The 26238-nt window shown below is 33.9% G+C and carries 34 protein-coding genes; 30 read left to right on the forward strand and 4 right to left on the reverse strand.

Annotation, left to right across the window (positions count from 1 at the left end):
- Window positions 1–52 precede the first annotated feature (52 nt).
- Entirely contained in the window at window positions 53–361 is a 309-nt protein-coding gene (locus PBV87_RS00840; RefSeq protein WP_271010800.1) for a hypothetical protein, read from the forward strand.
- A gap of 10 nt (window positions 362–371) precedes the next feature.
- Here the strand turns inward: PBV87_RS00840 and PBV87_RS00845 are convergent, their stop codons facing one another.
- Entirely contained in the window at window positions 372–542 is a 171-nt protein-coding gene (locus PBV87_RS00845; RefSeq protein WP_271010801.1) for a hypothetical protein, read from the reverse strand.
- Window positions 543–772: 230 nt separating this feature from the next.
- On the opposite strand from PBV87_RS00845, the gene PBV87_RS00850 reads away from it, so the two are divergent.
- From PBV87_RS00850 to PBV87_RS00990, 29 genes are all read left to right on the forward strand, one after another.
- Window positions 773–1375 (forward strand): phage scaffolding protein, encoded by a 603-nt coding sequence (locus PBV87_RS00850; RefSeq protein ID WP_271010802.1) that lies wholly within the window; start codon window positions 773–775, stop codon window positions 1373–1375.
- A 12-nt stretch (window positions 1376–1387) separates the two neighbouring features.
- Window positions 1388–1759, forward strand: coding sequence for a hypothetical protein (locus tag PBV87_RS00855; RefSeq protein WP_271010803.1), 372 nt, complete (start codon window positions 1388–1390; stop codon window positions 1757–1759).
- Window positions 1760–1772: 13 nt separating this feature from the next.
- Window positions 1773–2792: a major capsid protein gene (locus tag PBV87_RS00860; RefSeq protein ID WP_271010804.1), complete on the forward strand. Its 1020-nt coding sequence runs from the start codon at window positions 1773–1775 to the stop codon at window positions 2790–2792.
- A 40-nt stretch (window positions 2793–2832) separates the two neighbouring features.
- Window positions 2833–3189 (forward strand): phage head-tail connector protein, encoded by a 357-nt coding sequence (locus tag PBV87_RS00865; RefSeq protein WP_271010805.1) that lies wholly within the window; start codon window positions 2833–2835, stop codon window positions 3187–3189.
- Window positions 3186–3533 carry a hypothetical protein gene (locus PBV87_RS00870; protein ID WP_271010806.1) on the forward strand — a complete coding sequence of 116 codons (348 nt, stop codon included), beginning with the start codon at window positions 3186–3188 and terminating at the stop codon, window positions 3531–3533. Before PBV87_RS00865 ends, PBV87_RS00870 begins: the two co-directional genes overlap by 4 nt.
- On the forward strand, window positions 3533–4030 hold the full coding sequence (locus PBV87_RS00875; protein WP_271010807.1) for an HK97 gp10 family phage protein: 498 nt from the start codon (window positions 3533–3535) through the stop codon (window positions 4028–4030). The genes PBV87_RS00870 and PBV87_RS00875 overlap by 1 nt, the downstream gene beginning before the upstream one ends.
- Window positions 4031–4040: 10 nt before the next feature.
- Window positions 4041–4442, forward strand: coding sequence for a phage tail terminator family protein (locus PBV87_RS00880; RefSeq protein WP_271010808.1), 402 nt, complete (start codon window positions 4041–4043; stop codon window positions 4440–4442).
- Complete coding sequence (locus tag PBV87_RS00885; RefSeq protein ID WP_271010809.1) at window positions 4432–4590, forward strand: hypothetical protein; 159 nt, start codon at window positions 4432–4434, stop codon at window positions 4588–4590. The genes PBV87_RS00880 and PBV87_RS00885 overlap by 11 nt, the downstream gene beginning before the upstream one ends.
- A complete protein-coding gene (locus tag PBV87_RS00890) occupies window positions 4590–5906 on the forward strand; it encodes a phage tail sheath family protein (protein WP_271010810.1) in 1317 nt (438 codons plus the stop codon). Before PBV87_RS00885 ends, PBV87_RS00890 begins: the two co-directional genes overlap by 1 nt.
- A gap of 10 nt (window positions 5907–5916) precedes the next feature.
- The gene (locus tag PBV87_RS00895; RefSeq protein ID WP_271010811.1) at window positions 5917–6381 is read left to right on the forward strand and encodes a phage tail tube protein; all 465 of its coding nucleotides are present in this window, start codon (window positions 5917–5919) and stop codon (window positions 6379–6381) included.
- Window positions 6382–6394: 13 nt separating this feature from the next.
- Window positions 6395–6817 (forward strand): phage tail assembly chaperone, encoded by a 423-nt coding sequence (locus PBV87_RS00900; RefSeq protein WP_271010812.1) that lies wholly within the window; start codon window positions 6395–6397, stop codon window positions 6815–6817.
- A gap of 182 nt (window positions 6818–6999) precedes the next feature.
- Window positions 7000–8988 carry a tape measure protein gene (locus tag PBV87_RS00905; protein ID WP_271010813.1) on the forward strand — a complete coding sequence of 663 codons (1989 nt, stop codon included), beginning with the start codon at window positions 7000–7002 and terminating at the stop codon, window positions 8986–8988.
- Window positions 8981–9631, forward strand: coding sequence for a LysM peptidoglycan-binding domain-containing protein (locus PBV87_RS00910; protein WP_271010814.1), 651 nt, complete (start codon window positions 8981–8983; stop codon window positions 9629–9631). Before PBV87_RS00905 ends, PBV87_RS00910 begins: the two co-directional genes overlap by 8 nt.
- Window positions 9628–10572, forward strand: coding sequence for an XkdQ/YqbQ family protein (locus tag PBV87_RS00915; RefSeq protein ID WP_271010815.1), 945 nt, complete (start codon window positions 9628–9630; stop codon window positions 10570–10572). Before PBV87_RS00910 ends, PBV87_RS00915 begins: the two co-directional genes overlap by 4 nt.
- Complete coding sequence (locus tag PBV87_RS00920; protein ID WP_271010816.1) at window positions 10573–10953, forward strand: DUF2577 family protein; 381 nt, start codon at window positions 10573–10575, stop codon at window positions 10951–10953.
- Window positions 10925–11341: a DUF2634 domain-containing protein gene (locus PBV87_RS00925; protein ID WP_271010817.1), complete on the forward strand. Its 417-nt coding sequence runs from the start codon at window positions 10925–10927 to the stop codon at window positions 11339–11341. The genes PBV87_RS00920 and PBV87_RS00925 overlap by 29 nt, the downstream gene beginning before the upstream one ends.
- Window positions 11338–12345 carry a baseplate J/gp47 family protein gene (locus PBV87_RS00930; RefSeq protein WP_271010818.1) on the forward strand — a complete coding sequence of 336 codons (1008 nt, stop codon included), beginning with the start codon at window positions 11338–11340 and terminating at the stop codon, window positions 12343–12345. Before PBV87_RS00925 ends, PBV87_RS00930 begins: the two co-directional genes overlap by 4 nt.
- A gap of 1 nt (window position 12346) precedes the next feature.
- The gene (locus tag PBV87_RS00935) at window positions 12347–14557 is read left to right on the forward strand and encodes a hypothetical protein (RefSeq protein ID WP_271010819.1); all 2211 of its coding nucleotides are present in this window, start codon (window positions 12347–12349) and stop codon (window positions 14555–14557) included.
- Between the two features lie 3 nt (window positions 14558–14560).
- Window positions 14561–15166, forward strand: coding sequence for a YmfQ family protein (locus PBV87_RS00940; protein ID WP_271010820.1), 606 nt, complete (start codon window positions 14561–14563; stop codon window positions 15164–15166).
- Between the two features lie 14 nt (window positions 15167–15180).
- On the forward strand, window positions 15181–16092 hold the full coding sequence (locus PBV87_RS00945) for a hypothetical protein (RefSeq protein ID WP_271010821.1): 912 nt from the start codon (window positions 15181–15183) through the stop codon (window positions 16090–16092).
- Window positions 16089–16487 carry a hypothetical protein gene (locus PBV87_RS00950; protein ID WP_271010822.1) on the forward strand — a complete coding sequence of 133 codons (399 nt, stop codon included), beginning with the start codon at window positions 16089–16091 and terminating at the stop codon, window positions 16485–16487. Before PBV87_RS00945 ends, PBV87_RS00950 begins: the two co-directional genes overlap by 4 nt.
- Before the next feature lie 38 nt (window positions 16488–16525).
- On the forward strand, window positions 16526–16744 hold the full coding sequence (locus tag PBV87_RS00955; protein ID WP_053984986.1) for a hypothetical protein: 219 nt from the start codon (window positions 16526–16528) through the stop codon (window positions 16742–16744).
- A 49-nt stretch (window positions 16745–16793) separates the two neighbouring features.
- Window positions 16794–17186, forward strand: coding sequence for a hypothetical protein (locus PBV87_RS00960; RefSeq protein ID WP_053984985.1), 393 nt, complete (start codon window positions 16794–16796; stop codon window positions 17184–17186).
- A 98-nt stretch (window positions 17187–17284) separates the two neighbouring features.
- Window positions 17285–17725: a phage holin family protein gene (locus PBV87_RS00965; RefSeq protein ID WP_053984984.1), complete on the forward strand. Its 441-nt coding sequence runs from the start codon at window positions 17285–17287 to the stop codon at window positions 17723–17725.
- On the forward strand, window positions 17718–18410 hold the full coding sequence (locus tag PBV87_RS00970; RefSeq protein ID WP_271010823.1) for a M15 family metallopeptidase: 693 nt from the start codon (window positions 17718–17720) through the stop codon (window positions 18408–18410). Before PBV87_RS00965 ends, PBV87_RS00970 begins: the two co-directional genes overlap by 8 nt.
- 217 nt (window positions 18411–18627) lie before the next feature.
- Window positions 18628–18837 carry a hypothetical protein gene (locus PBV87_RS00975; protein WP_271010824.1) on the forward strand — a complete coding sequence of 70 codons (210 nt, stop codon included), beginning with the start codon at window positions 18628–18630 and terminating at the stop codon, window positions 18835–18837.
- A gap of 324 nt (window positions 18838–19161) precedes the next feature.
- Window positions 19162–19995, forward strand: coding sequence for a hypothetical protein (locus PBV87_RS00980; RefSeq protein WP_271010825.1), 834 nt, complete (start codon window positions 19162–19164; stop codon window positions 19993–19995).
- A 27-nt stretch (window positions 19996–20022) separates the two neighbouring features.
- Window positions 20023–20517 (forward strand): hypothetical protein, encoded by a 495-nt coding sequence (locus PBV87_RS00985; RefSeq protein ID WP_271010826.1) that lies wholly within the window; start codon window positions 20023–20025, stop codon window positions 20515–20517.
- Between the two features lie 1575 nt (window positions 20518–22092).
- A complete protein-coding gene (locus PBV87_RS00990) occupies window positions 22093–22974 on the forward strand; it encodes a hypothetical protein (RefSeq protein ID WP_271010827.1) in 882 nt (293 codons plus the stop codon).
- Between the two features lie 64 nt (window positions 22975–23038).
- On the opposite strand, the gene PBV87_RS00995 is transcribed toward PBV87_RS00990, so the two are convergent.
- From PBV87_RS00995 to PBV87_RS01005, 3 genes are all read right to left on the reverse strand, one after another.
- Window positions 23039–24715 (reverse strand): methyl-accepting chemotaxis protein, encoded by a 1677-nt coding sequence (locus PBV87_RS00995; RefSeq protein WP_053985812.1) that lies wholly within the window; start codon window positions 24713–24715, stop codon window positions 23039–23041.
- Window positions 24716–24857: 142 nt separating this feature from the next.
- The gene (locus PBV87_RS01000; RefSeq protein WP_053985811.1) at window positions 24858–25301 is read right to left on the reverse strand and encodes a threonine/serine exporter family protein; all 444 of its coding nucleotides are present in this window, start codon (window positions 25299–25301) and stop codon (window positions 24858–24860) included.
- Window positions 25298–26080, reverse strand: coding sequence for a threonine/serine exporter family protein (locus PBV87_RS01005; protein ID WP_053985810.1), 783 nt, complete (start codon window positions 26078–26080; stop codon window positions 25298–25300). The genes PBV87_RS01000 and PBV87_RS01005 overlap by 4 nt, the downstream gene beginning before the upstream one ends.
- Between the last annotated feature and the right edge of the window lie 158 nt (window positions 26081–26238).

Here is a 26238-nt window from a genome sequence, read left to right on the forward strand (position 1 = left end):
AAAATGAGTAGGTGCTATTTTTATACTCAAAAATAAGAGAGGAGGGAATAGCGTGGTAGAGAAAATTAAAATAGGATGGAAAGAATATGGGATACAATGTGTTGAGTCGTCTAATGTATTAATGAATGGCGGAATGGAGTGCTATGGAGAAATTTTGCATGATAAGTGCCTTATTAGATTGAATGTAAGTAATACAGAAGATCAGATGAGGGCTACAGTAGTACATGAGATTCTTCATGGAATAGAAAATATGTATGGAATTGACTTAGGAGAAGAGGTAGTTACAAAGCTAGGGAATGCACTATATACACTAGTAAAAGATAATCCTAAATTAATAGGAGGGCTAATAAGCCCTCAGTAATAAGTAAACATTATTTTTCTTTTCGAACACCTTTAAATGGAGTGTTACTAGATGTTTTACCATCCATAAAACGTCCAGTAGAAGTATCACGTTTAACCCATGAATCTGTTTTAGGATTGTAAGTTTGTGAACGTCCTTTAACAGCGCCGTCACGATGATTTTGTCCAGTATTTCCAGCCATAATAGTCACCTCGCTTTCATTTCATATTTCAGCTTGGTAGAGCTGATAGAAATATTATACTGGAAAAATTTAAGTGTTCAAAAACAAATATTTGAAGATTATGTAATTAATAACATGCACTCTTGATAGGGTGCTTTTTATATGCCTTTTTATAGGTGTAGGCGTAAAAGAATATCTATAAATAACTCTATGAGAAGCAAAACTCGTATAAAAGCGTAGGAGGAAAAGAAATGGATAGATTTAAAGAGTTTTTAAAGTCTTTAGGGTATACAGATGAACAAATAACAGCTGTAGTAAATGGGATGAAGGAACAGAAGATTTATTTAAGTAACGAGGAAAATATTGATGAACGTTACACCAAACTAAAAAGGCAGTATGAAACCCAAAAGACAGAACTTGACACAGCTAATAACACTATTACAGAACTTAAGAAAAATAATCGTGATGTAGAAGGACTACAGACAAAAATTAAAGAGTATGAAAAAACTATTGAAACAATGGGCAAAGATGCGCAGCAAAAAGAGTTTGACCTAGCGTTGGAGAATGAGCTTATCAAATTAAATGTTCACAGTACAAAAGCAGCTAGAGCAGAGTTAGATCTTGAAAAAGTTAAGTATGAAAATGGACAGTTTACAGGGCTTAAAGAGCAAACAGATACTTGGGCTAAAGAGAAGCCATTTCTAATTAAAACAGGTCAAACAAAAACACTTTATAATCCAGTAGGTGGAGACGGTGGAACAACAAGTTTAGCAGCTACAATAGCAGCACAAAGAAATGCGGGTCATCAAGTACAAACAAATAATCCTTATGCAAATGCATGGGATGTAAAATAAGGAGGAAAAGTTATGTATTTTAAACAAACTGAGTATGAAAGCTCACCAGAGTTTTTAGCAAGTCAACATTATATCAATTTTACAACTACCATTAGTGATGTAGGTGTTAGAGCAGATGAAAATGGAAGAAAATATGTTTTAGCAGGGACGGTTATTGGTGCTGATGGAAAAGCTGCTACAACGTCGACAGTTTCAAGTCAGGCAGTTATAGGTATTCTTTTTTCTACTGTAGATGTAACACATGGTCCACAACCAGGGGCACTTATGGCTGAAGGATATGTTATTGAAGCAAGATTAAAACAGGCTATTGACAACAGTGGAACATTACAGGAAGAAATTAAAACATCATTAACAACAAAATGTCCAAAAATTACATTGAGATAAGGAGTGAAATAAAATGCCAAGAATTGAAGAAATTATGAGTACACAAGAACTTATTAACTATACAAAAACACGTCAGCCTATTCCTATGATGGGAGATGTTTTATTTCCAGAAAGAAAAATTGAAGGATTAGAAATCGAAATGGTTAAAGGTGCAAGTAACCTGCCAGTAGCTGCATCTGTTCATGCCTTTGATACTGAAACAGAAATTGCATCACGTGAAGGTGCTTCTAAAGCAATTGAAGAGTTGGCTCTTATTAAACGTAAAATAAAAGTAAGTGAAAAAGAATTGATTGCTCTTAATGCACCTAGAAATGCTCAGGAAGAGGAGCAAGTTATTAAAAAGCTTTTTAATGATGTAGACAACCTTGTAGCATCTGTAAAAACAAGAGTTGAGGCAATGCGTATGGAAGCACTTAGTACAGGTAAAATTGTACTTAATGAAAATGGTGTGAAAGGAACGATTGACTTTGGTACACCAAGTGGACACAAAGATACAAAAACTTGGAAGTCAGGTACACCAGACATTTTAGGTGATATTTATACAATGACTGATAAGATTGTAGCAGATACAGGCTTTACACCAACAAGAGCGCTAACTTCAAGAACTGTACTGAATGCAATTCTTAAAGATGAGAAGATTAGAACTGCTATGTTTGGGGTGAATGCTGCTAAAGTGGCAACACTTGTAGAATTGAACCAATTATTAGCAAGTCAAGATTTACCAGTTATTGCTACATATGATGCACAATACCGTATTCAAAATAACAAAGGTATTTATACACCTAAACGTTATTTAGCTGATAATATGTTTATTCTTATGCCAGATGGTATGATGGGTGAGACATTATACGGACTTACAGCAGAAGAAGTTGAGCTTAGAAATAAGAGTGATATAGATATTACAAATATCGGAAATATCATTGTAGAACAGTATGCAACAACTGATCCAGTAGCTAAATGGATTAAGGCAGTAGCAACGGCACTTCCTTCATTCCCTTATGCAGATCAAGTCTTTATGGCGACTATTAACTAAAGGGTGGCATAAGCTACCCTTATTTGAACAGGAGGTAACTATGCTAGAAGAAGCAAAAACTTTGCTAGGTATTTCAGAAGATGATAGAAGTAAAGACGACATCATAACCTTCATTATTAGAAGAGTTGAAAAAAGAGTATGTAGTTATTGTAATGTAAAGTCTGTACCAAAAGGCTTAGAAGAGACGGTTCTATTTATGGTAGTAGATACTTATAGAAGCACTCAATATGGACAAGAAAAAGTTGATAGTGAAATGAAAGGCATGGCTGAAGGTGATGTTTCTTGGAGTTATCAAACAGCTAGTCAAATAGCTATTGAGAAAATTAAAAATCCTAGTCTTATAGAAGATTATAAGTCGGAGTTAAATAGCTATAGAAAGGTTAGGTGGCCTAAATGACACCGAGAAAAATGCTAGAAAAGACATATAGTGGTTTATGTACTATCAAGGGAACAACAACTGTCAAAATAGATGGTGAAACAATAATTCAAGAAGGTATTATAGCTGAAAACCAACCATGTAGATTATCGCACAATTCAAACGCTCATGCTAAGCAAGGCTCTGTTAGTGCAGAAGTAAGTCAAATGGTTAAGTTATTTTTAGCACCAGAGATAGAGGTTAAACCAGGAAGTAAAATAGCAGTTATTCAGCATGGTAGAACCTATAACCTTGAAGCTAGTGGTTTACCAGCAGTTTATTCTACACATCAAGAGATTAATCTTGTTGAAGTAGGTAAAGCATAATGGCCAAGTGGGGGGAAATGGATTATAAAGCTTTTGAAAAGATGGCTAAAAACTTTGAAGAAGCTGTTAAGAACGAAGTCGGTCAACAACTTATAGAAGCTATCTTGAAAGAAGCAAGCAATAGAGTACTAGCTAAAACTAAAAAAAGAACGCCTGTAGGTGACTATGGAACTTATGAATATAGCATTAAAAATGGAAAGAACAAAGGTAAAAAAGTTTTAAGAACCAAGGCAAGATATGATGGACATTTAGGTGGTACACTCCGAAAAGGTTGGTATATTACAGGTGTAAGGAAAAATGGTAACACACACTTTATTCTTATCTATAACAACGTAGAATACGCATCGTTTGTTGAGTATGGGCACCGTAAACGTAATAATAAAGGTTGGGTAGAAGGTCACTTTATGCTTACTATATCTATGAAGGAAGTAGAGCGCTCTCTGCAGCAAATAGCGGATAAACATACGGTGCAAGTCCTAAAACAACTGTTCAACTAGGAGGTGGATGATGCTTGATATAAGACAAGAAGTGATTAAACAATTAGATCGTTTTTATAATCCTATACCTATCTATGGTGAAGCAGTATCACAAGGTTTTGAAGAGCCAAGTTTCTTTGTAAAGGTACTGGATGGCTCAAGAGAGCAACAGCTAGATAGGAGATATATCCATGAAGTAAGTTTAGATATCCATTACTTTACAACAAGTAATAAGGATGCTGAGCAGACGGCCAACAACCTCTATGAACAAATGGAAGTATTAGAAGCCATTAAAATAAAAGGTAAAAACATGAAACATGAGGTATCCGATAAGGTACTTCATTTTTTTATTGATTACAAAGTCCATCTTATTAAGCAAGCAAAACAATATCCTAAGATGAAACGATTGGAGGTAAATGCCTATGGTAAGTAAGTTTATAAAGGAACAGTTCTTGCAGAGTAAGCAATTTGAACAAGAAGAACACTATCTTTTAACGGTCCTGTTAGAGGATGAAAAAACATACAGTGTGAAGGAAGTTAAAGAATTATTGAAAAAAGAAAAACGAAGGAAGGTGAAATAATGGCAGGAGGCACATTTACTGTTCAGAATAAGGTAAGACCAGGTGCATATATTAATTTTAAGAGTGCTGGTAAGCCACTTGGGACGTTATCCGATAGAGGGATTATGACAATGCCTTTATCATTAAAATGGGGACCAAGTAAAAAGGTTATAGAGATTACTAATGAAACCGATATTCAAGAAGTATTAGGTTATAGTCTTTTAGATCAAGAACTTTTACTTATTAAAGAGGCCGTAAAAAGAGCTAGTAAGATACTTCTTTATCGTGTAAATGATGGGACAAAAGCAACAGCTACAGTATCACCTCTTACAATAACTGCAAAGTATGGAGGAACCAGAGGAAATGCACTGTCAGTCATATTAACAGAAGATGTAGATGCAGAAGGAACATTTAAGGTTATAACCCTTTTAGATGGTCGTCCTGTACATGAACAACTGGGGAAAACAGTTGAAGATTTAGAGAACAATAGCTTTGTGACATTTAGCGGAACAGGTGCTCTTGCAGCAAGTTCAGGGACACCTTTAACTAATGGAACAGATACAGTAGCTGAAAGTCAAGATTACCTTGATTACTTTAAGGCTATTGAAGTTTTTACATGGAATACGATGGCTATTCCTACAACAGACAGTACTGTAAAAGGCGCAACAGTAGCTTTTATTAAACGTATGAGAGAAGATGAAGGTAAAAAAGTACAAGCTGTACTTGAAAACTATCCTACTGCAGATTATGAAGGAATTATTAGTGTGAAAAATGGTGTTAAATTAACCGATGGCACAGTCATTGATGCAGTAAAGGCTACAGCATGGGTAGCAGCAGCTACTGCAGGGGCAGAAGTGAATCAGTCCAATACATATACAAGCTATGATGATAGTGTAGATGTAGATGCAAGATATACCAATACACAAATTATAGAAGCCTTACAAAAGGGTGAATTTATTTTTATAGAACAAGGTGGTAAGGCTGTCGTAGAACAAGATATTAATACTCTTATAAGTTTTACTGCAGATAAGGATAAATCCTTTAGAAAAAATAGAGTGATCCGTGTATTAGATGCTATTGGTAATGACATGCATAGAATCTTTGCTAGAAATTATCTTGGTAGTACAGATAATCATGCTGATGGTAGAAAGCTCTTTAAAGGTGAGTGTATTAATTATCTAGATACGCTTCAAGGGATTAGTGCAATTCAAAACTTTGATAGTACAAAAGATGTTGAGGTATTACCAGGACAAGAAAGTGATTCAGTTGTAGCTAATGTTTATGTGCAACCAGTAGATAGCATGGAAAAGCTATATATGACTGTAACAGTAAGATAGGAGGTAGAGTATGGGATTTTTTAAAGCAGGTGACACCATAAGTGGACAAGAGGCTAGAGCTTTCATCACAATTGATGGGAGGGTGGAGCCTCTTTTTTATGCCAAAAATTTAGAAGCTACAGCTAAAAAGAAAAAGACAGAAATCAAGACTTTAGGGCATAGAGGAACACAACATAAGGCAAATGGTTGGAGTGGTGAGGGAAGTATGACGGTGTATTATGCCACATCACTTTTTAGAGAACTTATGATCAAATATATGAAAACAGGCGTGGATACCTATTTTGATATTCAGGTGACTAATGAGGACCCAACCTCTTCAATTGGTGCACAAACTGTACTACTTAAAGACTGCAACTTAGACAGCGTTGTTTTAGCAAGCTTTGATGTAGATGCAGATGTCCTTGAGGAAGATTTAGATTTTACATTTAGTGATGCAGATTTATTAGAAAAATTTAAAAAGCCAACATTAGGCTAAGGAGGAAATAGAGATGAATTTACAAGCATTTATGGTTCAAAATCAAAGAGTAACAGAAACAGTTAAAAGAGTTATTAGTGATCGTTTTAAAAATGAAAAAGGCGAAATTGAAGCTTTTGAATTAAGAGGTATTACAACAAAAGAAGAAATGAAGATTAGAAAAAGTTGCATGGTAGAGGTGGCTATTAAAAAAGGTGTAAAAGTGAAGCAACTAGACCAGGAGGCATTTATGTTGAAAATGGCAACAGCTTGTGTTGTTTACCCAGATCTTAAATCTGAGGAATTACAAAACTTCTTTGGTGTACGTGGGGAAGAGGATACTTTACTTGAACTATTAAGTGCACCAGGAGAGTATCAAGAATTATTAAGTGCTATGCAAGAATTGAATGGCTATTCAAAAGATATGAATCAGCTCAAAGAAGAAGTAAAAAACTAATTAAGGAGGGTGATAGTGAAGCTCATTATGCTCACTATGCCCTCCATAAACTTAAAATAAGACCAAGTGAATTGCTAAGCATGGAAAGGGAAGAGAAAGCTTTTATCTATGCAAGTATTGATACAGTTGTTGAAGCTGAAAAGAAAGCAGCTAGACGAAATAAAAGAAAGTAGGTGTAAGGAATGGCAACGATTCAACAGTCAATGAGTTTGTATGATGGTGTGACAGGGCCATTAAGACAGATGCAACAGGCCATGGCACTTACACTGAATACTTTTGAAAGTATGCAAAATAGTATTAGTGAGAATGTCGCTATAGATTTTGGAACTCAAGAACTTGAAATGGCCAGAAATGCAGTTAATGAACTTGGTGCTGAGATGAGAGAAATACAGGTACAGCAAGACCGTATGACTCAAAATCAGGATGAATTTACCCAATCAGTCCGGCGCAGCGAAAGCATGATGAATAGGTTAGGCAGTGCTACTATTGCAGTGAATCAAGGTCTTGAATTAATACAGCGTGTAGGTAATGGCATCAATAGATTTATGAATTATAACGATGAAGCTATGATGATTAATTCAAGAATTGGTATGATGAATGATGGGTTAATAAAGCATTATGAGTTGCAGAAGAAAATTCTTCAGATGGCTAATGATACTCGTAGTGGTTATGCAGAGACTGTAGATATGATGAGTAAATTAACTATGTCAGGCGCTTTTGATAGTACAAAAGGGGTTATGGATTTTACAGAGCAAATTAATAAAGCTATTCGTATCAGTGGTGGTACCGAGGAAATGAATAAATCAGCTATGCTACAGTTATCACAAGCATTAGGTAGTGGCGTTTTACAAGGAGATGAATTACGTTCTTTAAGTGAAAATGCACCTTACTTAATGAAAGTTTTAGCAGATGGTTTAGGCGTAGCAAGAGGTGAATTAAAAGGTATGGGGGCAGATGGTGAGCTAACAACAGATGTAATCATACAGGCCTTTGAAAATCAAAAAGATGTCATTAATAGCACTTTTGAAAACATCCCTAGAACATGGGGAGATGTCACAACCAGATTAGGCAATAGTTGGACAAACTTTTTACATTATCTTGCTAATGATCAGGGGACAGGTATTCTAAATCCTTTGATTAATCAATTCTACGCATTTGCTGAGTGGTTAGATACGCCACAAGGCATGAGCTTTTTACTTATGATAGCAACTGTTATTGAATGGATAACAAATGGATTGGTATTTATGGGGAATGTTGCAGGGAGTGTAGCATCCCTATTTATAGAAAACAGGGATTTCGTTAGTATGATGTTGTTAGGAGCAAGTATGATTATAGGGAGTATGCTATTGCCGAAATTATGGGCAATGGTACCAGCATTAATAGCACAAGCTGGTGCGTGGATTATAATGAATTATCCTATATTAATGGTGATCGGTAGCGTAATATTGTTTATGACTATGTTGCATAGTATGGGTGTAACAACAGAACAAATTATAGGAACAGTTACAGGGATATTCTTTGGGCTCTACGCATTCCTTTACAACTTAGTTGCTGACATCTGGAATTTATTTGCTGTATTTGGTGAGTTTCTTGGGAACTTTTGTAATGATCCTTTAGCAGCAACTGTTAGATTATTTATAGGCTTTGCAGACACAGTATTAGGTATTTTAGAGAGTATAGCAAATGCTATGGATGCACTTTTTGGCTCTAGCATGGCTGATACACTAGCAGGGTGGAGAAGCAATATGCAATCATGGGCTGATGACACCTTCGGAGAACAAGCAGTTACTATAGAACGTATGGAAAAGCTTGATGTAGCGGATAATTTTAATAAAGGTTATGACTTTGGTGTGGATTTATCAAATGGAGCAATACAAATCTTTGAAGACCTTACAACATCTATGAATAGTATGGGCTTTGAAGGTGGACATATTGATTCAGTTGGAAGCATTGAAGATACAGTAGATGTATCCAATGAAGACCTTGAAATTATGCGCGAACTTGCTGAAATGGAATCTATCCAGAACTTTGTCACACTGACTCCGAAAGTTAATATCAAGACGGGTCCAGTAAGTAAAGATGTAGATATAGATGAAATTGTAAGGCGTATAGAGAAATCCATAGAGGAAGAAATGGAAGCAAGTACAAAGGTGGTGTATGGACTTGGCTAAAATCTATTTAAGTTTCAATAATCAAGCAGAAGCCTTCGAGTTTCCGGTATTACCAGAAGAAGTTGAAATAAAAGAAAGCGGGAATAACAAGAGTCACATTCTGCAAAATATAGGTGAGGTAACAGTTATTAATACAGTTAAAGCACCTACTTTAAAGTTAGAAGGTTTTTTTTCTATGAATAGTGGCCCTTATGTTACAAGTAAGTATTTATTAAAACCTATAGAGTACATAGAAAAGATAAAAAGATGGAGAGATACTGGTAAACCTGTAAGACTTGTGATTACAGGTACCAGTGTCGATTTATCTTGGGCTTGTACCATTGAAGACTTTAGCTATAAAGAAAAAGCTGGTGCTGTCGGTGATATTGAATACACCATAAGTTTTAAGGAGTATAGATGGTTTAAGGTTAAAAAGGTTGAAATAGTTAATGAATCTAAAACCAATCAAGCGTCTGTTACAAAAACAGAACAAAGACCGGTAGAAAAAGAAATTCCTAAGACTTATACAGTACAAAAAGGAGATACTTTATGTAGCATAGCTAAAAAGTGCTTAGGGGATAGTGGCAAATATAAGGACATTGCGAAGAAGAACAATATATCAAATCCTAATGTAATTTATCCAGGTCAGGTGTTAACATTATGACGACTCAATTACTTATTGATAATAGACAAGGCAGTATTTTTGAAGTTCCACACGGGAAGGTTATTTATAAGACTTCAAGAAAAGGAAGGGCAGGAAGTTTAGAGTTTGATTATATAGGTGGTGATGTATTTACTCACAAAATAACTATTAATAATGGTGATGTTATATTATTTAAACTCAATGATGTGCCTATATTTTATGGGTATGTTTTCAAGGTAAGTGGTGAACACGAAAAGAAAATATTAGCTTATGATCAGCTTAGATATCTTAAAAATAAAGATAGCTTTGGTGTGGCTAATAAGACAGCAGATGAAATTTTAAAGCTTATTGCAAAGGTTAATCAGATAAAACTAGGTAAGGTTGTCTCTACAGGCTATGTCATTCCTAAGACAATAGTAGATAACAAAGAGTATTTTGATGCGATTTATAGAGCATTAGAGAAGACACTCTTAGCAACGGGTAGAACTTATTTTCTTCAAGACAATGTAGGTGCTATGGAACTTCTTGATATAGCAGATACAAAGCTTGACCTTGTTATAGACGGCGATACACTTCTATTGGATTATGAGTCTACTAAAGATATTGATTCAGATACTTATAATCGGGTTAAGCTGATACAAGACGGGGTAGAAGGCGAAGTTGTAGTAGAAGACAAAATAACTCAGGCGCGTTGGGGTAGATTGCAGTATCATGATGTATTGGATAAAGAGTTAAACAAGGCACAAGTCATGGAACAAGCTCAAGCATTGCTAAAGGTAAAGAACAGAGAAAAGAAATCACTTAAGCTAGAATGTTTAGGGGATATAAGATGTAAAGCAGGTTATAGTCCATATGTTTTTATTCCAGAAGAAAACATAGAGGGCTATTTTTTAATTAACTCAGCAGTACATACATTTACAGATCAAGAACACACAATGAGTTTAGAAATGGTGGTGATATAAATGAGTCTATTTGAAAAGATGCAAAGAACTGCAAAGTATCAATATGAAGGGATGGGGATTAGACTTTTTACATGTAAAGTAACAGGTATAAATCCTCTAAAGGTCAAAATCAATGAAAACCTAGAATTGACAGAGGAGTTACTTATATTTCCAGAAAGTCTTCAAGAAAGAATTCTTCAAGTAAAAGACTATAAAACGACAGCAAGTAGTGGTGGGGATATATGTAGTGGGAGCTCTTTAACGGAAGTTATCCGTACTTGTATTCTTCAACCTAAGATAAAGGTAGGTGATAGGCTTATTGTAAGTGCGGCAGGTGAAGAATATGTTATTTTGGATAAGGTAGGTGATCCTAATGCCACAATCTCTTATACCGCAGAGTAATTTACTTGATCTTAGTACAGAGCAACCATTTGAACATATGCCTTCTAAAACTTTTTATATAGATTTTGAAAGTAAGAAAATATTAGGAATGATAGATGATAAAAAGGCTATGGAACAAAGTATCTACCTTGCATTAAAAACAGGAAGATACAATCATCTTATTTTCAGTTGGAATTATGGTGAAGAAATGAATAAGTTGGTAGGTAAGCCTAAAGATTTAGCAAGAGTAGAGTTACCAAGATTACTAAATGAGTGCTTATTAGTAGATGACAGGATATCAACACTAGAGGATGTTGCCATAACTGATATTGAAGAGGGGCTTTACGTAAGCTTTACTGCAGTAACTGTACATGGAGATATCCGGATAGAAAGTGAGGTGAAAATATGACCTTTGAAGAATTGATTAAGAGTGCTTTAGAAAAAGTGCCTAATGATATGGACAAAAGAGAAGGAAGTCTCATGCATATGGCGTTAGCACCCGCTTGTTTCGAATTGGCTCAAGTCTACATGCAACTTGCGTATATGGCAGATAGAACCTATGTTGATACAAGTACAGGAGAAGATTTAGATAAATGCTGTGCAGATATGGGCATTTATAGAAAACAAGCTACTCAAACAATCAGAAAAGGTGTTTTTAATGTAGAAGTACCAATAGGCAGTAGATTTGGTCTAGAAGATGCAACTTATTGTGTAGTAGAAAAGATAAAAGACTTTGAGTATAGGCTTGAATGTGAACAACTAGGAAGAATAGGCAACCTATACAGTGGTAATTTACTACCTATTTCTTATATAAAAGGTCTTACAACAGCAGAGTTAAAAGATATTCTGATAGCAGGTGAAGATTTAGAATCAGATGATCGTTTAAGAGAGCGATTTTACTTAAATGTTCGTATGCCTGCTACTTCTGGGAATGTTCATCATTATAAAATATGGGCAACAGAAGTTGAAGGTGTAGGCGATGCTAAAATATTTCCTTTATGGGATGGACCAGGTACGGTGAAGGTACTTATTACAGATACAGACAAACTTCCCGCTGACAGAGGTTTGATAGATAAAGTGGCTTTACATATAGAAGAGGTAAGACCTATAGGTGCAAGTGTATCAGTAGTCGCACCAACGCCTAAGAACATTGATATTAATGTAACCTTAGAGATAGGAACAGATGTATTGCTAGAGAGTGTTAAACAGAATGTAAAGGTAAAGATACAAGAGTATTTTAAAAGCATTACTTTTAAGAAAAACATTATCTCGTATGCTATTATAGGAAGTTTGATTTTAGACGTTGAGGGTGTAGTAGACTATACAGACTTAAAGCTGAATAATACAGCAGCTAACATAAAATTAACAGAAGAAGAAATACCTGCTATAGGAAATATAGTAGTGGAGGTGTAGTATGAACCTAAAGCAAATTTACAATTTTGTTGCCAGGTTAAATAAACGAGATAAACCGTACATAATTGTAGATGAACAAATTACACTAGAGGCTGGCAAGTGGGAAGGCTTTTTAGAGCATGACCATGTTCTAGAGAAAACTATAGAAATTTATACGTTGCCTAATAAGGCAGGAGACCGTGTATTAGCTTATACCTTAGATAAAAAAGAAGAGGTTTGGAAGACTTATCTTAAAGTATTTAGCCAATATGAGGCCCTATACATTACCTATGAGACTTATGGAGATATGGTAGAAGCTGAAGATATTAATAAATTGCAAGGTGCAGCTTACTACTTAGAAAATCTTATAAATCATGTAAAGAATAAACTAGATTTTCATCATGAGGATAAGGTAAGTCATATTACAGGTAATGAAAGAGAAAGTTGGAATAGTAGAGCCTTTCAAAGGGATTTAGATATAACAAATGAAAACTTAAGAACTACGAATGAAAATCTAGAAGCTACTAATCAGAATCTAGGATTAGCACAGCAAGAAATACTAAATCATAAAAATACAAAGGATAACCCACATGCTGTAAATAAACATCAGATTGGACTTGGAAATGTAGAAGATATCCAACAAGCTTCTAAAGCTGAGTTTATTTTACATAAAGAAGATTTGAGTAACCCACATCAAGTCACTAAAACGCAAGTAGGATTAGGAAATGTAGACAATATTCAACAGGCCTCTAAGACGGAGTTCAATGCACATGATTCAGATACAATACGACACTTGACTTCTACAGAGAGAGCCAACTGGAATGACAAGTATACACGCAATGAAATAGATAATAAATTGGCTGCTTTGGAGATGAACATAGATTGGAAAGAATCAGTTGACACCTTTGCAGATATTGCAACGACTTATCCAGAGCCTCAAGATGGTTGGACAGTTAATGTGAATGACACAGACTATACATATAGGTTTAATGGCACTAAGTGGATTGCTGTTAGTGCGAACGCTATTCCTAAAGCTACAAGCCAGATAGATGGACTTATGGCTAAAGAGGATAAGAATACTCTGGATGATATGAATAGTAAAAAACATACCCATGGCAATAAGGGGATTATAGATGCACTAACACAAACAGTGATAAATAATTGGAATGCAGCTTATACACATCTATCAGATGCCATTAAACATATAACTGCAGCTGAAAGAAATTTATGGAATACAGTATCCAATAAAGTAGATAAGGTAAGTGGAAAAGGATTAAGTACTGAAGATTATACAACAGCTGAAAAAAGTAAGTTATCTGGTATAGAGGCTAATGCTAATAGATATGTACATCCTAATGATGCTAACACGCGTCATGTTACAGATACGGAAAAAGCTACATGGAATGGAAAAGCCAATGCTTCCCATGGTAATCATGTTCCTGCAACTCAAACAGTTAACAATAAGAAATTCCTAAGGTGTGATAATACCTGGCAAGATGTAACACCAGGTAATATAGGTGCAGCAGCACTAGAACATGATCATGATAGTAGATATTATACAGAAACGGAGGCTAATGCTAAGTTTGTCTCAAAAGAGGATTTAGGTGCTGCTGGTTATGGTGATATGACTAAGGCCGTATATGACACTAATGGCAATGGAGTAGTAGATAGAGCTGAATCTGTAGCGTGGACAGGTGTTACTGGTAGGCCTTCTTCATTACCAGCAAATGGTGGAAATGCTGATACCGTAGATAATTTACACGCTTCTAGCTTTACAAGGGTACATTCAGGTTCAGTAAACTTTGGTGGGAATAATAATGAAATTACAACGACACAGTTTATCAACTTACTCACTAACTTAGGAGCTTTTCAACAGCCACACTGGATTGCTAGAGGTAGTTGGAGTTATGCTTCGAATCAGATTATAACTGATTCTGGATTTGGAAAGATTCATTTAGCAGGTTGCATAGTAGAAGTGCTTGGAACATCCACAGCCTATACAATTAGAATTCTTACGCCTACAACATCAAGTGCAGGGAGTGCACTTGCTCTTAATTCGGAATTTGTTTATATCAATAATGGAAGTAGTTATTCACCAGGATGGAGAAAAATTTGGACAAGTAATAATGATGGGGTAGGTTCAGGGATGGACGCTGATTTGCTTGATGGTAAACACGCAAGTGATTTTTTGCCCAGAACAGGACTTACTTGGAATGATTTGAAGGGGGTGTAATGGATGGGTTATGGCCAAAACTTATATGGAGAATCCTCCTATGGATCATCTCAAGAAAGTACACATGATGAAATCATAGAAGTTGACTTAATGAAATATCTACCTACCTACTGGCATGAAATTGAGCAAATGAAAGTTCTTCAAGAAATTTTAGGAATGAACTTGGCTGAGGTGATAGCCTTTAAACAAGATTTATTTAATCAGATGTTTATTGAAACAGCTACGTGGGGGCTATCAAGGTGGGAGAAAATATTAGGTTTACCCACTGAAATAGAAAAGAATTATGAATTCAGAAGAGAACGCATTAAGTCTAAGATTAGAGGTTCGGGAACAACAACTAAGCAAATGATTGTAAATCTAGCCAGTGCCTTTTCAAATGGAGAGGTAGAAGTGATAGAGTACCCTAACGAATATAGATTTGTGGTTAAATTTGTAGGTATAAAAGGTGTCCCTGCTAATATGAAGGATTTAACAAGTGCAATAGAAGAGGTGAAACCTGCACATCTAGCATTTACTTTTGAATACACCTATAACTACTGGAATAATCTAAAAGCCTACACTTGGTCAGCTTTATCAATACATACATGGGATAAAGTTAAGGTTATATAGAAAGGAGCAATGTAATGAAAAATACTACAAATTATGGGTTGAAGAAACCTGATGGTACAGATGCAGTGGATATTGCTATTATCAATGAAAATATGGATAACATAGATACAACAATGAAAAATAATGAAAAACAAATTAATGCTCTAGCTGGGCAGATTGAAAATATAGATGTTTCAAGTGACGTTAGACAGGTTATTAATGAGAAAGTTAATTCTGATCCATCTAAACCACTTAATACTTTAATTAATGAATGGCTTAATTCAGCTAAAACAGCTATTTTAGAGAAAATAAGTACTCTGACAACCCATGTTACAAGTCAGCATACAGCTACTAAACATCATGTGAGTACTGAGTTAAGTGGAACTAATAGACATATTACAGATAGTTTAACTGGTACAAATAACCATGTAACAGCTTGTAAGGATAATATCAAGGATCATGTTACTGCATCCATAGCAAACGTTTCTGAGAAGAAATATACTATTAGCAAACATTCGTTATTGCAGACTATCTATGACGGACCCATTAATAAAATATCGGGTAACTGGATTTATTTAGGTAAGTTTGTAGCTAAACGTTCAGGTACTGTTGTACTTTATTTTAATATTCGTCAAGGAGTGACAGGAACATCAAAGATAGCAGTACATTCACCGTTCTCGTTGTTACCTTTAGATGGGTCACAATATCAGGGAGTAAGTACACCAACTTTAGATTCTACAATGATTGGATTTCCCGTCAATACCGCAAACCCCAACTTTGGCGAGGGTAGAAAATTAGTATATGAATATGGTGCATCACGTGATTCTAATTTAAATCAAGGTACGTTCTGTAGTGTTTATTTGTTTGCTGGACAAGAGTTACATTTCCACTCTTGGGTAATAGATAATGCACAAATTTCAATTTTTGGTGTGGAGGAAATTCTATGACAATATATTTAAGTGGTGATGTTGTTGTTTGGGCACACCCTGATGACACATTCAAAGAACATGAAGAGTATAGGGATGATGAAAACTGTGTTACTACCAATGGTGTGACCTATGGTGAATCCCCCAATGATGGTTATGAGTACCAATTAACTTATAATAGGGCACAAAATGAGTTTTCATGGTGTAAGTTAGGCAAAAGACCTGATGATTTAAAATTAATTATACCGATTATTCACTCAAACACTGAGGCTACTGCGAGTGATAACTTACTTAATATGGAATTGAGTACAGATACTAATACTAAAGTCGAGAGTGTCGAGAGTGATTCAATTCTTATTATGGAGTTGCTTATGGCGATGGATGAAAAACTAGACCTGATATTAAATCCCAAATAGAATTTATATAAATAAAATAATTTAAAGGAGGTATCACAATGATTGATACAGCACAATATCCAGTACAAGTAAGAGCAAATGCAAGATTAGTAGATGCAGGAAGAAAGAAAGTAGAAAAGTGTCCAGCTGCACAACAAACAGAGATTTGTGTAGTACTAGTTGCTGATTATGAATGGCAGTTAGAAGGAATAGGGGAAAAAGTTATTCCAGAAAAGTATCAAGAAGAAGTCAAAAAGGAACTTGGATTAGTAGGATAAAACAATGATATGTTATATAATAAATATTATTGACTAAGGATGTGATTTGATGAGAAATATTAAAAGTAAAATATTATTATTAGTACTAAATAGTATATTATTTATGACGATCTTACTATCTGAATATGTATATACTTCATACTACCCACAAGTTTCTTGGCATGAAAATTCAGGAACTCAATTTTTGGTAATAGTAATGATTTCGGTCCCAATGCTTTTAGTGTTAAGCATTATATATTATTTTGTAGGGAAAAAAGGAGTAGTTAAAGGACTTAACAAGAACTTGCCCCTTTTAGCTCTGTTGGTATTTATGTTACCAATATTATTAGATGGTAGTTTGTCTTTTGTTTTAATAACAATAGGAACTATACTTGGTGCTATATTAACACTAATATCCATATGGAGTGTAGTGAAAAGTATAATAAGTAAAGAAAATAATTAGATTAAAGATATAACGTATGAAAATAAACACAGAATTTAGAGCATCTCATTTGAGGTGCTCTTTTTAGTGCCTAAACACATAAAATAAGGAGAGAAAAGATGAATATTGAAAGAGTTTTTGAGATATTAATAGCTTTTATTGCAGCGGTATTTACATTTTTGTTTGGGGTAGCAGATAAGCTTATTTTATTTCTATTGCTGTTATCGGCAGTTGATTTTTATATGGGATTAAGAAAGGCCTATAGAGGTAAAAGTGATAAAACTAAAAATGGTAGATTGAGCTCCAGAGCAGCAGCTGAAGGATTAGAGAAAAAAGGAAATATGTTTATGGTTTTGATTGTGGCCAATGTATGTGACCAGATGTTTAATACGGGTGGAATGATTCGAACAGCAACACTTTGGTTTTATATTACAACAGAGGGGATTTCTATTATTGAAAATGCGGCGCTACTAGGTTTGAAAATTCCTAAGGTTTTAGTAGATATTTTAGAAGTGAAAAATAGATTAGCAGATGAAGGAAAGGTAAATGAAAATGAGTGATTTAACAAAACAATGTAGAGATATAAAACAATTATCAGCACAGGCTCAAAAGGCTTGTGCTCTTTTTATGGAAGAATGCGAAAGACAAAAGTTAAATGTGCTTATAGTAGAAACATTAAGGACAAAAGAAAGGCAGTACTATTTAGCATGCCAAGGTAGAACAGTAGCACAAGCAAAAGCTATGGGCGTACCTGTAACATTTGCTGAGAAATATGCTAATCCATCACAGAAGCAAGTTACTTGGACTTTAGACAGTAATCATTTAGGTGGTATGGCTTTTGACTTCTGTAAAAATGTAAAAGGGCAAGAGTATAGTGATAAAGCTTTCTTTAATAAGTGTGGAAAGATTGCATCTGAATTGGGATTAGAATGGGGAGGAGCTTTTGGAGACTCACCACATGTTCAAGTGCCTAAGGGGTGGAAAGAGCCAGTGATTAAAGAAGATCCAGAACTTAAAAAGGCAGTAACTAAAATCATTGATAGTGGCGTGCAGATAAATGATGCGAGCTGGAATAGGTTAGACAGAATTAATCTGAAGAACGTGCCAGCATTATTGAGTAAGTTGGGTGGAGTAGATAGGCTTGTGAAAGAAAACGTCATTACAGATGTTACACTTTGGAATACAGGCAAGTATAATGTGAATCATGTAAGAAGTCTTTTAATTAAATATGGAAGTATATTGTAAGGTAGAGCCTAGGCTCTACCTTTTATTTTTTTGATTAAATGATGATTTTATTTAAATAATATGATAAAAATAGATATCTTATAGACTTATAAATTAGAATTTGTCTGTGATTATACAAGGAGAGTTTAGATATGAATTTTCAGTCAAGTCTTTTTCAAGAGGTTGCGATAGAAACAATCGATGATATTTTTAATAATGCGTTATAGGAAAAAGTGATTTGAGAAGCAAAGTTTTGGATGGTGGAATGTTTAATACAACCTATGTTGTAGAATATGGCTTAGTACATAAGAAAGCTGTTCTACGGTTGAACACTGTAAATCCTGACTTGCTTATGGGATTTGAAGAAAATCTGATGAAAGCAGAGGTACATGTTTACAGGGAACAGGCTACGCAGTCATTAAACAAGTATTACAGAATGGTAAGCTAGGATGGAATCTCATAGAATATCATAAAGATGGGGGTATCCTATCTAATAAGCAATTAGAAGTACTTCAGAAAAAATATAAATAAAATAATAGTAAAGCATAGGAAAGGTTTTGTTAATAAGAAGTTTTTATATGATTTTTTTTGTAATAAATAAATGAAAATAAAATAATAAAATAATATATATAAATTAATACAATTTTGTTACGATATAAATATAAAGAAAATATAAAGGAGTGATAGAAATGCAGAAAAAAGTTTTTTTAGAAGAATAATTGCATGGGTTTTAATAGTAACTTCCATATGTTTTTCAGGAACAATCAATATTTTGGCTGAAAATATTGATTGTAGTGAAGTTGAGTGTGAAGAGTGCATGAGTGAAGAAATTATTCAATATGCAAAAGCGATGTACTATAATTTAAATGAAAATGAAAGAATGATATTTGAAAAAGTAATATCAGAGGATAAAGATTTAATAGAATTTCATAAAAAATATATTAATCCTAGCTATACACTAACAATAAATTCACGTGTTAGGCGTAGTGCTTGGGGCGAGGTGACTAGTGCTGTTAATGCGCTTAAGAATAATTTAAATGCCTTAAATTTATCAGCAGCAGTACGATATGCATTAATTGCATGTGGAACAGGTGGCGTTGGAGCTGCATTAGAGCCCACTTTGGTTGGAGAGGCTATAGCAGCGATTATAGTTGGTGTTCCAACAGTAACAGTAGTAGCATTGAATTGGGATGAAGTAAGTAAAAATTGGGATGGAATTGTAAAGGCATTTGAAGATGCATTTAGACCATTGGGGAGAAAGGTCACCAGGAGTATAACAGTTGCACTAGATAAACTTAGAGATAAAGCTAAAAGATCAGAAAAAGATGAACCAAAAGTTGAAGATGTTGCAGGAAGAAGTGGATGGACAAAAGAAAAAAGTGAAGATGAAGTTTTAAGCAAGGTTAATGGTAAGAAGGCACCTGCTACAAAGGGAAGAGATGGAACTGTAAAAATACCTGTTGTTGATAAAAAAACAGGTAAAGTTATTGGGGAGATACATTTAAAGCAACCTGTTAAAGGAAAAGGAAAAACAAAATATCCGTCACATTATCACGATAAAACGAATAAGTTAGGGAAAGGTTCCGGGCATCATTGGTATTGGTAATAAAATACATCATAAGGAGAGCACAAGATGTTTCGAATATGTAACAATATAATAGATTTTAATGTAGGATTTAAAGAAGGGTTTGAAAATGAAGTTAGAATTTTGAAGAAATTTCTATATAGAGAATCACTTATATTTTTAATGCCAATAGTAGAATGGCCTGAATATCCATTAACTTCTATGCAAAAAAGATATATTGAAAATAATTTATATATATCTAATAAAGAGATAATATTCGATACTCCAGAGGATATTATAGAAGAACTCAAAAATTGTAAAATTCATTGGATACAACCTAGAAATGATAAGGAGATACAAGAATTATTAGAGGATAGCCCATATATGTATAGTTGGTGTATTATACAAAATGGAGAGTATAATCTACATGAATATGAAATGCTCTTACATATTGAGGAAAACTATAATTATGAAGGGAAGGAATATAGAGCATTAATAATAAAAGAAAAAAATGAGGGAAATTTTGAAAAAATTATTTTCCCTAAGATATTAAAAGTTATATAAAAGTAATTTAGGAATAATATAGAGCTACTTTTTATAGTGTTAACACTATAAAAAGTAGCTCCGTTTAGTTTAAGTATAGAGATATAAAGTATTTATTGATGATTCTAAATAATATAGATGGTTGAAAGGTAAACTATATAGTGAGAATTTGTTAAATACATACATTTAAGTGATTACAGATAAAAATTTATATGATATGATTCACAAATATTATATAAATTTTGATTTGAGGAATGTACAAAAATTCTTTTTCTAATTTTATATTCAGTAGAAAATATAAGACATGATAGTTATAATCCACAAAGATGGGGAATCAAGCAATATATGGAACAGGGAAGAAGTTACCCAGAATACCTTTTAGAAAGTTCTTGCAGAATAGCTAACCCAGCAGCACAAAGTGCGCAGGCTTTAATCAAACGATGAAGGAGAGGGGGATAGCCTATAAAAAATTAATAGAAGATTGGAAAAGATACTAACCACAATGGAAACCAAGGATAGACAGGTGAAAAAATTGATGAGGGCAAAAAAGTAACTTTTGAAAAGACGGGTTCGCATGAAAAAGGGATTATGCTGAGGTATGAAGAACTAGAAAGTGTAGAAAGAACAAAATGGAAAGAATAATATATATACAAGTAATGAAAGGATACATTAGAGAAAATTAAAAAGTTACTTACTAAGGGTGATAAATAATTATCATTTGAGAGCAAGTAACTTTATTTTTATATGAAAATAAGAGTACACTAATCTACTTATAAGTTATTTTCTATAGAGATATGTAAAACTAGCTGTATTACAATAATGTAATTATAATGTCGTGATATATGTAAAGCAAATGTATTTTAAATAATAAAAAAGTAGCCCGCAAGCTACTTTTTACATCATCTTAAAAATTAAAAATAACATTAATTAACGACAAAAATAATATATCATTCTCAAAGAGAAAAAGCAACCCACTTCAAGAGTAGATTGCTTTTTAGGAAGCTATTAGGTTGACATACTGTCAACAAAGTATTGCGATGAATAATTAAATGATAAAATAAAATTATAATTTTGTCAATATATAATGTATTATGTGATAAAATAACGAAATATAAAGATAAATACTGAAAAATAACATGTGTTGTGTTTTAATATACATGTAGCGGAATAAATGGTTACATAATAGATATTCATTGAGTAAAAAAGTACGATTAAGCGAAAATAGACTAGTTGGGGGACTAGTCTATTTTTGTTGTTATATAGAGATTTTGAAATGAAAAAACAGCACCTAACGAGTAGATACTGTTTTTGGGCTTGCAATTAAATTTTATACAAGGATTAACTTATTATAACATTAAATATATAACTTATTCAAGAGTGGATTACGGATGATTTTTTGAATCTGCTACCTTTTGGGTTAAATTAAGAGTTTGAAATGCAAAATAGTACCTATTTTTCAATAGATGCCATTTTGCATGATAAGAACAAAAAAGAAGTGCAGAGGTATTATAGCGTTATCTAGGAAGCGGTTCAAGTGGTAGGTTAGGGGGGTGTTATCTTATTTTACCAATTGGTGAACCAAAATGTTTAACCATGATGGCTCCTGTTGTATTCGATGAATGCGGTATTAATCTTTGCCGTGTTTTCTCAATAGATGATTTAGTAGACGCATGTGAAGGACCAACAAATCGTACAACAGACATCGTGTTCGATGGTCTTACAACTTTAGATTTGAAAAATGCAAACACTATCCAAGTTAAAGTAGTAGATATCGACTTCAATTTTATATGCCCAGAAACCTGCAGATATTCAGAAATTAAACCAAGCAAGAACACACCTAATTTATCAAGAGTAGTATTAAGAGACATCGACGTAACATTCGTAGTAAGCATCATGGATTCTACTTGTAAAGTTTGTAAAGAAGGTATGATGACATTAAGATACCTTCCAGGCGAAAACTGCCCAGGTTACTCAGAAGACACTAATCCTAGCAACATCGCATTTGATCTTTATACACCATATGGTATTTCTTACGCTCCAGAAAACCCAGCAGGTTGTAACAAACTTGTTCCAACAATTAACTATATTGGTTTCGTAGAAAATCAACATTGCCAAAACTGCAACTGCCCAGAACCACATCATGTATTCCGTGAATTTGAAGCTAACAACAGCTTACGTCAAGGAATCTCAGCTCAAGGTCTTGCAAAAGTTATTGGTAAAGATGACGATTGTATGGCAATTGGTCTTACAATGTATTTCAAAGTTGTTTACTTCGTACAATACAAATTCCATCATGAAGGACTTTGTGTACCTCCTAAATTCTTAGCAGTTAACAGTACAGAAGTAAGTAGCTGTAAAGAATTCTGTGATGGCGATCTTCTTGAGCCATGTATCCAACCTCTTAACGTAGGTGAAAGACCAAAATGTTTAGAACAAGGTTGTGGATGTACTCCTAGAAGACCTGAACCTAGAAACTAATTTAAGTGGGATTGTAGATAGATATAAATAAAGAGGGCTACCTTTAGTAGGTAGCCCTCTTTATTTATTCAATATTAAAAGTAAATTGACTTAACAGAAGATTAAGTTCTTGAGATTTGGCAGCCAGATTTTCAGAAATCATAGCGCTTTTAGATGCAAAGTCTGCAATATCTGTAGTAATAGTTGAAACTTCTTTTATATCTTCTTCCATATGAGTAAGTGTTGTAGCTTGTTCTTTAGAAGAGTATGTAATAGAAGTAATAGGAGATAAGGTAGAGTGGACTTTGGTAATTAACACGTCTAATATATCTATTGTTTGTTGAACGATTTCATTACCTTTCAAGGTAGTATTTATACTGTTTTCAATAAGGGTAGTAGACTTCTTGACAGCAGATGCACTTTTAATAGAGAGTTCGTGCATTTCCCTAGCAATGAGATTAAATGCATTAGCTTGACTACCAAAGCGAGAAGCTTCAATAGTTGCATTAAGAGATAGAAGATGACTTTCTGAAGCAATACCATCAATAACTTCTATAATCTGCTTAATATCAAAGGTTGATTTTTTGATATCGTCCATAGTATGAGTGAGAGCAATGATTTGTTCACTATTATCTTCGATAAAGGAAGTAAGTTCAAGAGATAGATCATACAATGAATGGGCAGATAATGTATTTTCATTAGATTTTACAGATACATCATCAATGACTTTGAAAAGTTGAGTAATGAGTCCCTTTTGATGAATATTTTGTGCAGCAAGTTCTTTAGAGCCTTCTAGCACATGAAGTGCATTTTCACTTACATCATGAGTAGCTAAATGGATCTGATGTAAGGTTGTATTAAGAGAATTAGAGATATGTAAAATAGAATGTTCAATTGTTTTGAAATCTCCTTTATAATGGCTTGCAATCTGAATGTCCATGTGCCCGTTCGCTAAAAGAGAAAGTGTATGAGAAATATCTTCAATATAACTTTTAAGCGTAGAGGTAGACTCTTCAAGGCAAATTGCAAGCTGACCAATTTCATCATTGTTTTTATAAGGAACAGTAATATTTAGATGTCCACCAGCAAATTTTGTAAGGCAATCTTTAAAGGTATCTAGAGGTTGTGTGATGCTTTTTGTAATAATAAATGAAATATAAAGGCCTAATAGAATACTGACTATAGTAAGGCAAGCAATAATTGAGATTACAATAGTTTTTAAGAGTAAGATCTGTTCAATTTTAGCTTGAGCAGACATTTGAGCATAATCTGTAAGATTTGTAGCAATAGTGTGTGCTTTAGAGATTGTTATAACATAATCATTTTGTAAAATAGACAATGCACGTTCTGTATCTGATGCTAAGCTAGCTGCTAGAATATCTTGATGAAATACTTTAAGTTCATTGAGATAAAGTTCCAGATTTTCTAATTGCTCTAAATATGTTATATCTGGATTTTCATTAATACTATAGAGATTTCCAATGGCATTTAACATATCTGCATTTGTTTGAAGGATAGAGCTTGTACTATTATTGATGATGATTTTGTACATTTCTTTTTCTAAAGTATTAAAGCCATTTTTAATAACCCAACTATAGTGTTCAGTTGAAAAAGATTGGTTATATAATGACTCGGTATTACGGGAAAGGATATCTAGGCTGAATAATGAAATACTAGAAACCATAATAAGAAGTGAAATAAGAGAAAAGAATCCTATAAGATTTCTTTGGCGTATAGAACAACGTGTCAAATGTTTTATCAATGGAAAGCCCCCTTGAGTAGTAAATATAAAGTAATATAGGGTTAGCTTACTCAAAGAAGGTTAAATTTTGGTTAAAAAGAGATTAGAGATATGTAAAGTTTGAACTGATGTAAATAAAAAGGAAGTACTATAAAGCACTTCCTTATATCTTTTGTCTACGAGGACGGAAAAGTAGTGGTAAAAGGGCTGCCATAATGATAGCACCTGCTATAACACCTGAAAGTTGAAAGGTGGTAAGTGCATATTCTAATGCTTTTGTATGATCAGAAAAAAGTAGTGCATACATGGTTCGATAAAGCCCTATACCGGGAACAAGAGGTATAATACCAGGAATTAAGAAGACTGTAACAGGTGCTCTTTTATATTTAGCTAAAAAGTAAGAGCCTTGGGCTACAAAATAAGCACCTAAAAAAGTAAACAGTACATCTGAATAATTATTTAGTACTCCAACAATATAAATACCCCATCCTATAGCACCTATGATGCCACAAGCAATAAGATGCTTCTTCTGGACATTAAAAAGTATAGAAAAGAAGATTGTAGCAAAAAAGGCACTAATTACATGGACGAAAAAGGATAAAATCATATTAAACCTCCTAGATAAAAACCAATACTCATTGGAATACCAACACCAGCTGCAATGGCAACTGCAATAAAGAGTGCTTCAGCAAGGCGTGAAATACCAGAAAGGAGCTCATCTCCTATAGTATCGCGAATACCATTAGTAAAGGCGAGTCCAGGTACAAGTGGCATGATACCACCAATAACAATCGCTTCTGTATCTACAATATTGGCAACAAATAAGTTGAGGATTGCAATAATTGTACCAATAAAGAGAGAAACCATAAAGAGAATTAAATAGTTTACGATCTCTTTAGAGCGTAGATTCTGTTGTATAACAGAGACGCAAGCACCTATAACACAAGCAATCAAAAACTCTGTTAATTTCCCATTGAACATAATGGAGAAAAAGCCAGCACTAAAGGCTGTAGCAAAGGTCATGATTCTAGGTGAATAGGAAGGGGCAGTATCAATTGCTTTTAAAGTAACGATAGCTTCATCTAGAGTAAGGGTACCTTCAACATAATTACGAGAAAGTTGATTGACTTTTTCGATTTTATCCATACGCGTACTACGATTTTTAATACGTGTTAACGTCGTTGCGTTATGAGAATTTTTTGTTTTGAGGGTTGCCATAACTACAGTAGGTGTAACAAATGTATCTACTTTATCAAAATGGTGATGAGATAGAATTCTACAAATAGTATCTTCTACGCGATAGGTTTCAGCACCACTTTTTAGCATGATTTCACCCAGGTTAACAGCAAAAGCAAGTACTGCTTCAAAGTCATTGTTTTGTTCCATAATAAGGCCTCACTGAGTAAAAATATTTAACATAAGTATACAATGTGAGACAAGGTGTGTAAAGGGATTTAGAATTCTTATGAGTAAATGCTTGTAAAATACAGAATAATGATGTTAATATTAAAATACAATTCAATTTTATAAAATATAAGAAGTAT

Origin of the sequence: Holtiella tumoricola (assembly GCF_027857615.1) — a bacterium.
Classification (GTDB): Bacteria; Bacillota; Clostridia; order Lachnospirales; family Cellulosilyticaceae; genus Holtiella; species Holtiella tumoricola.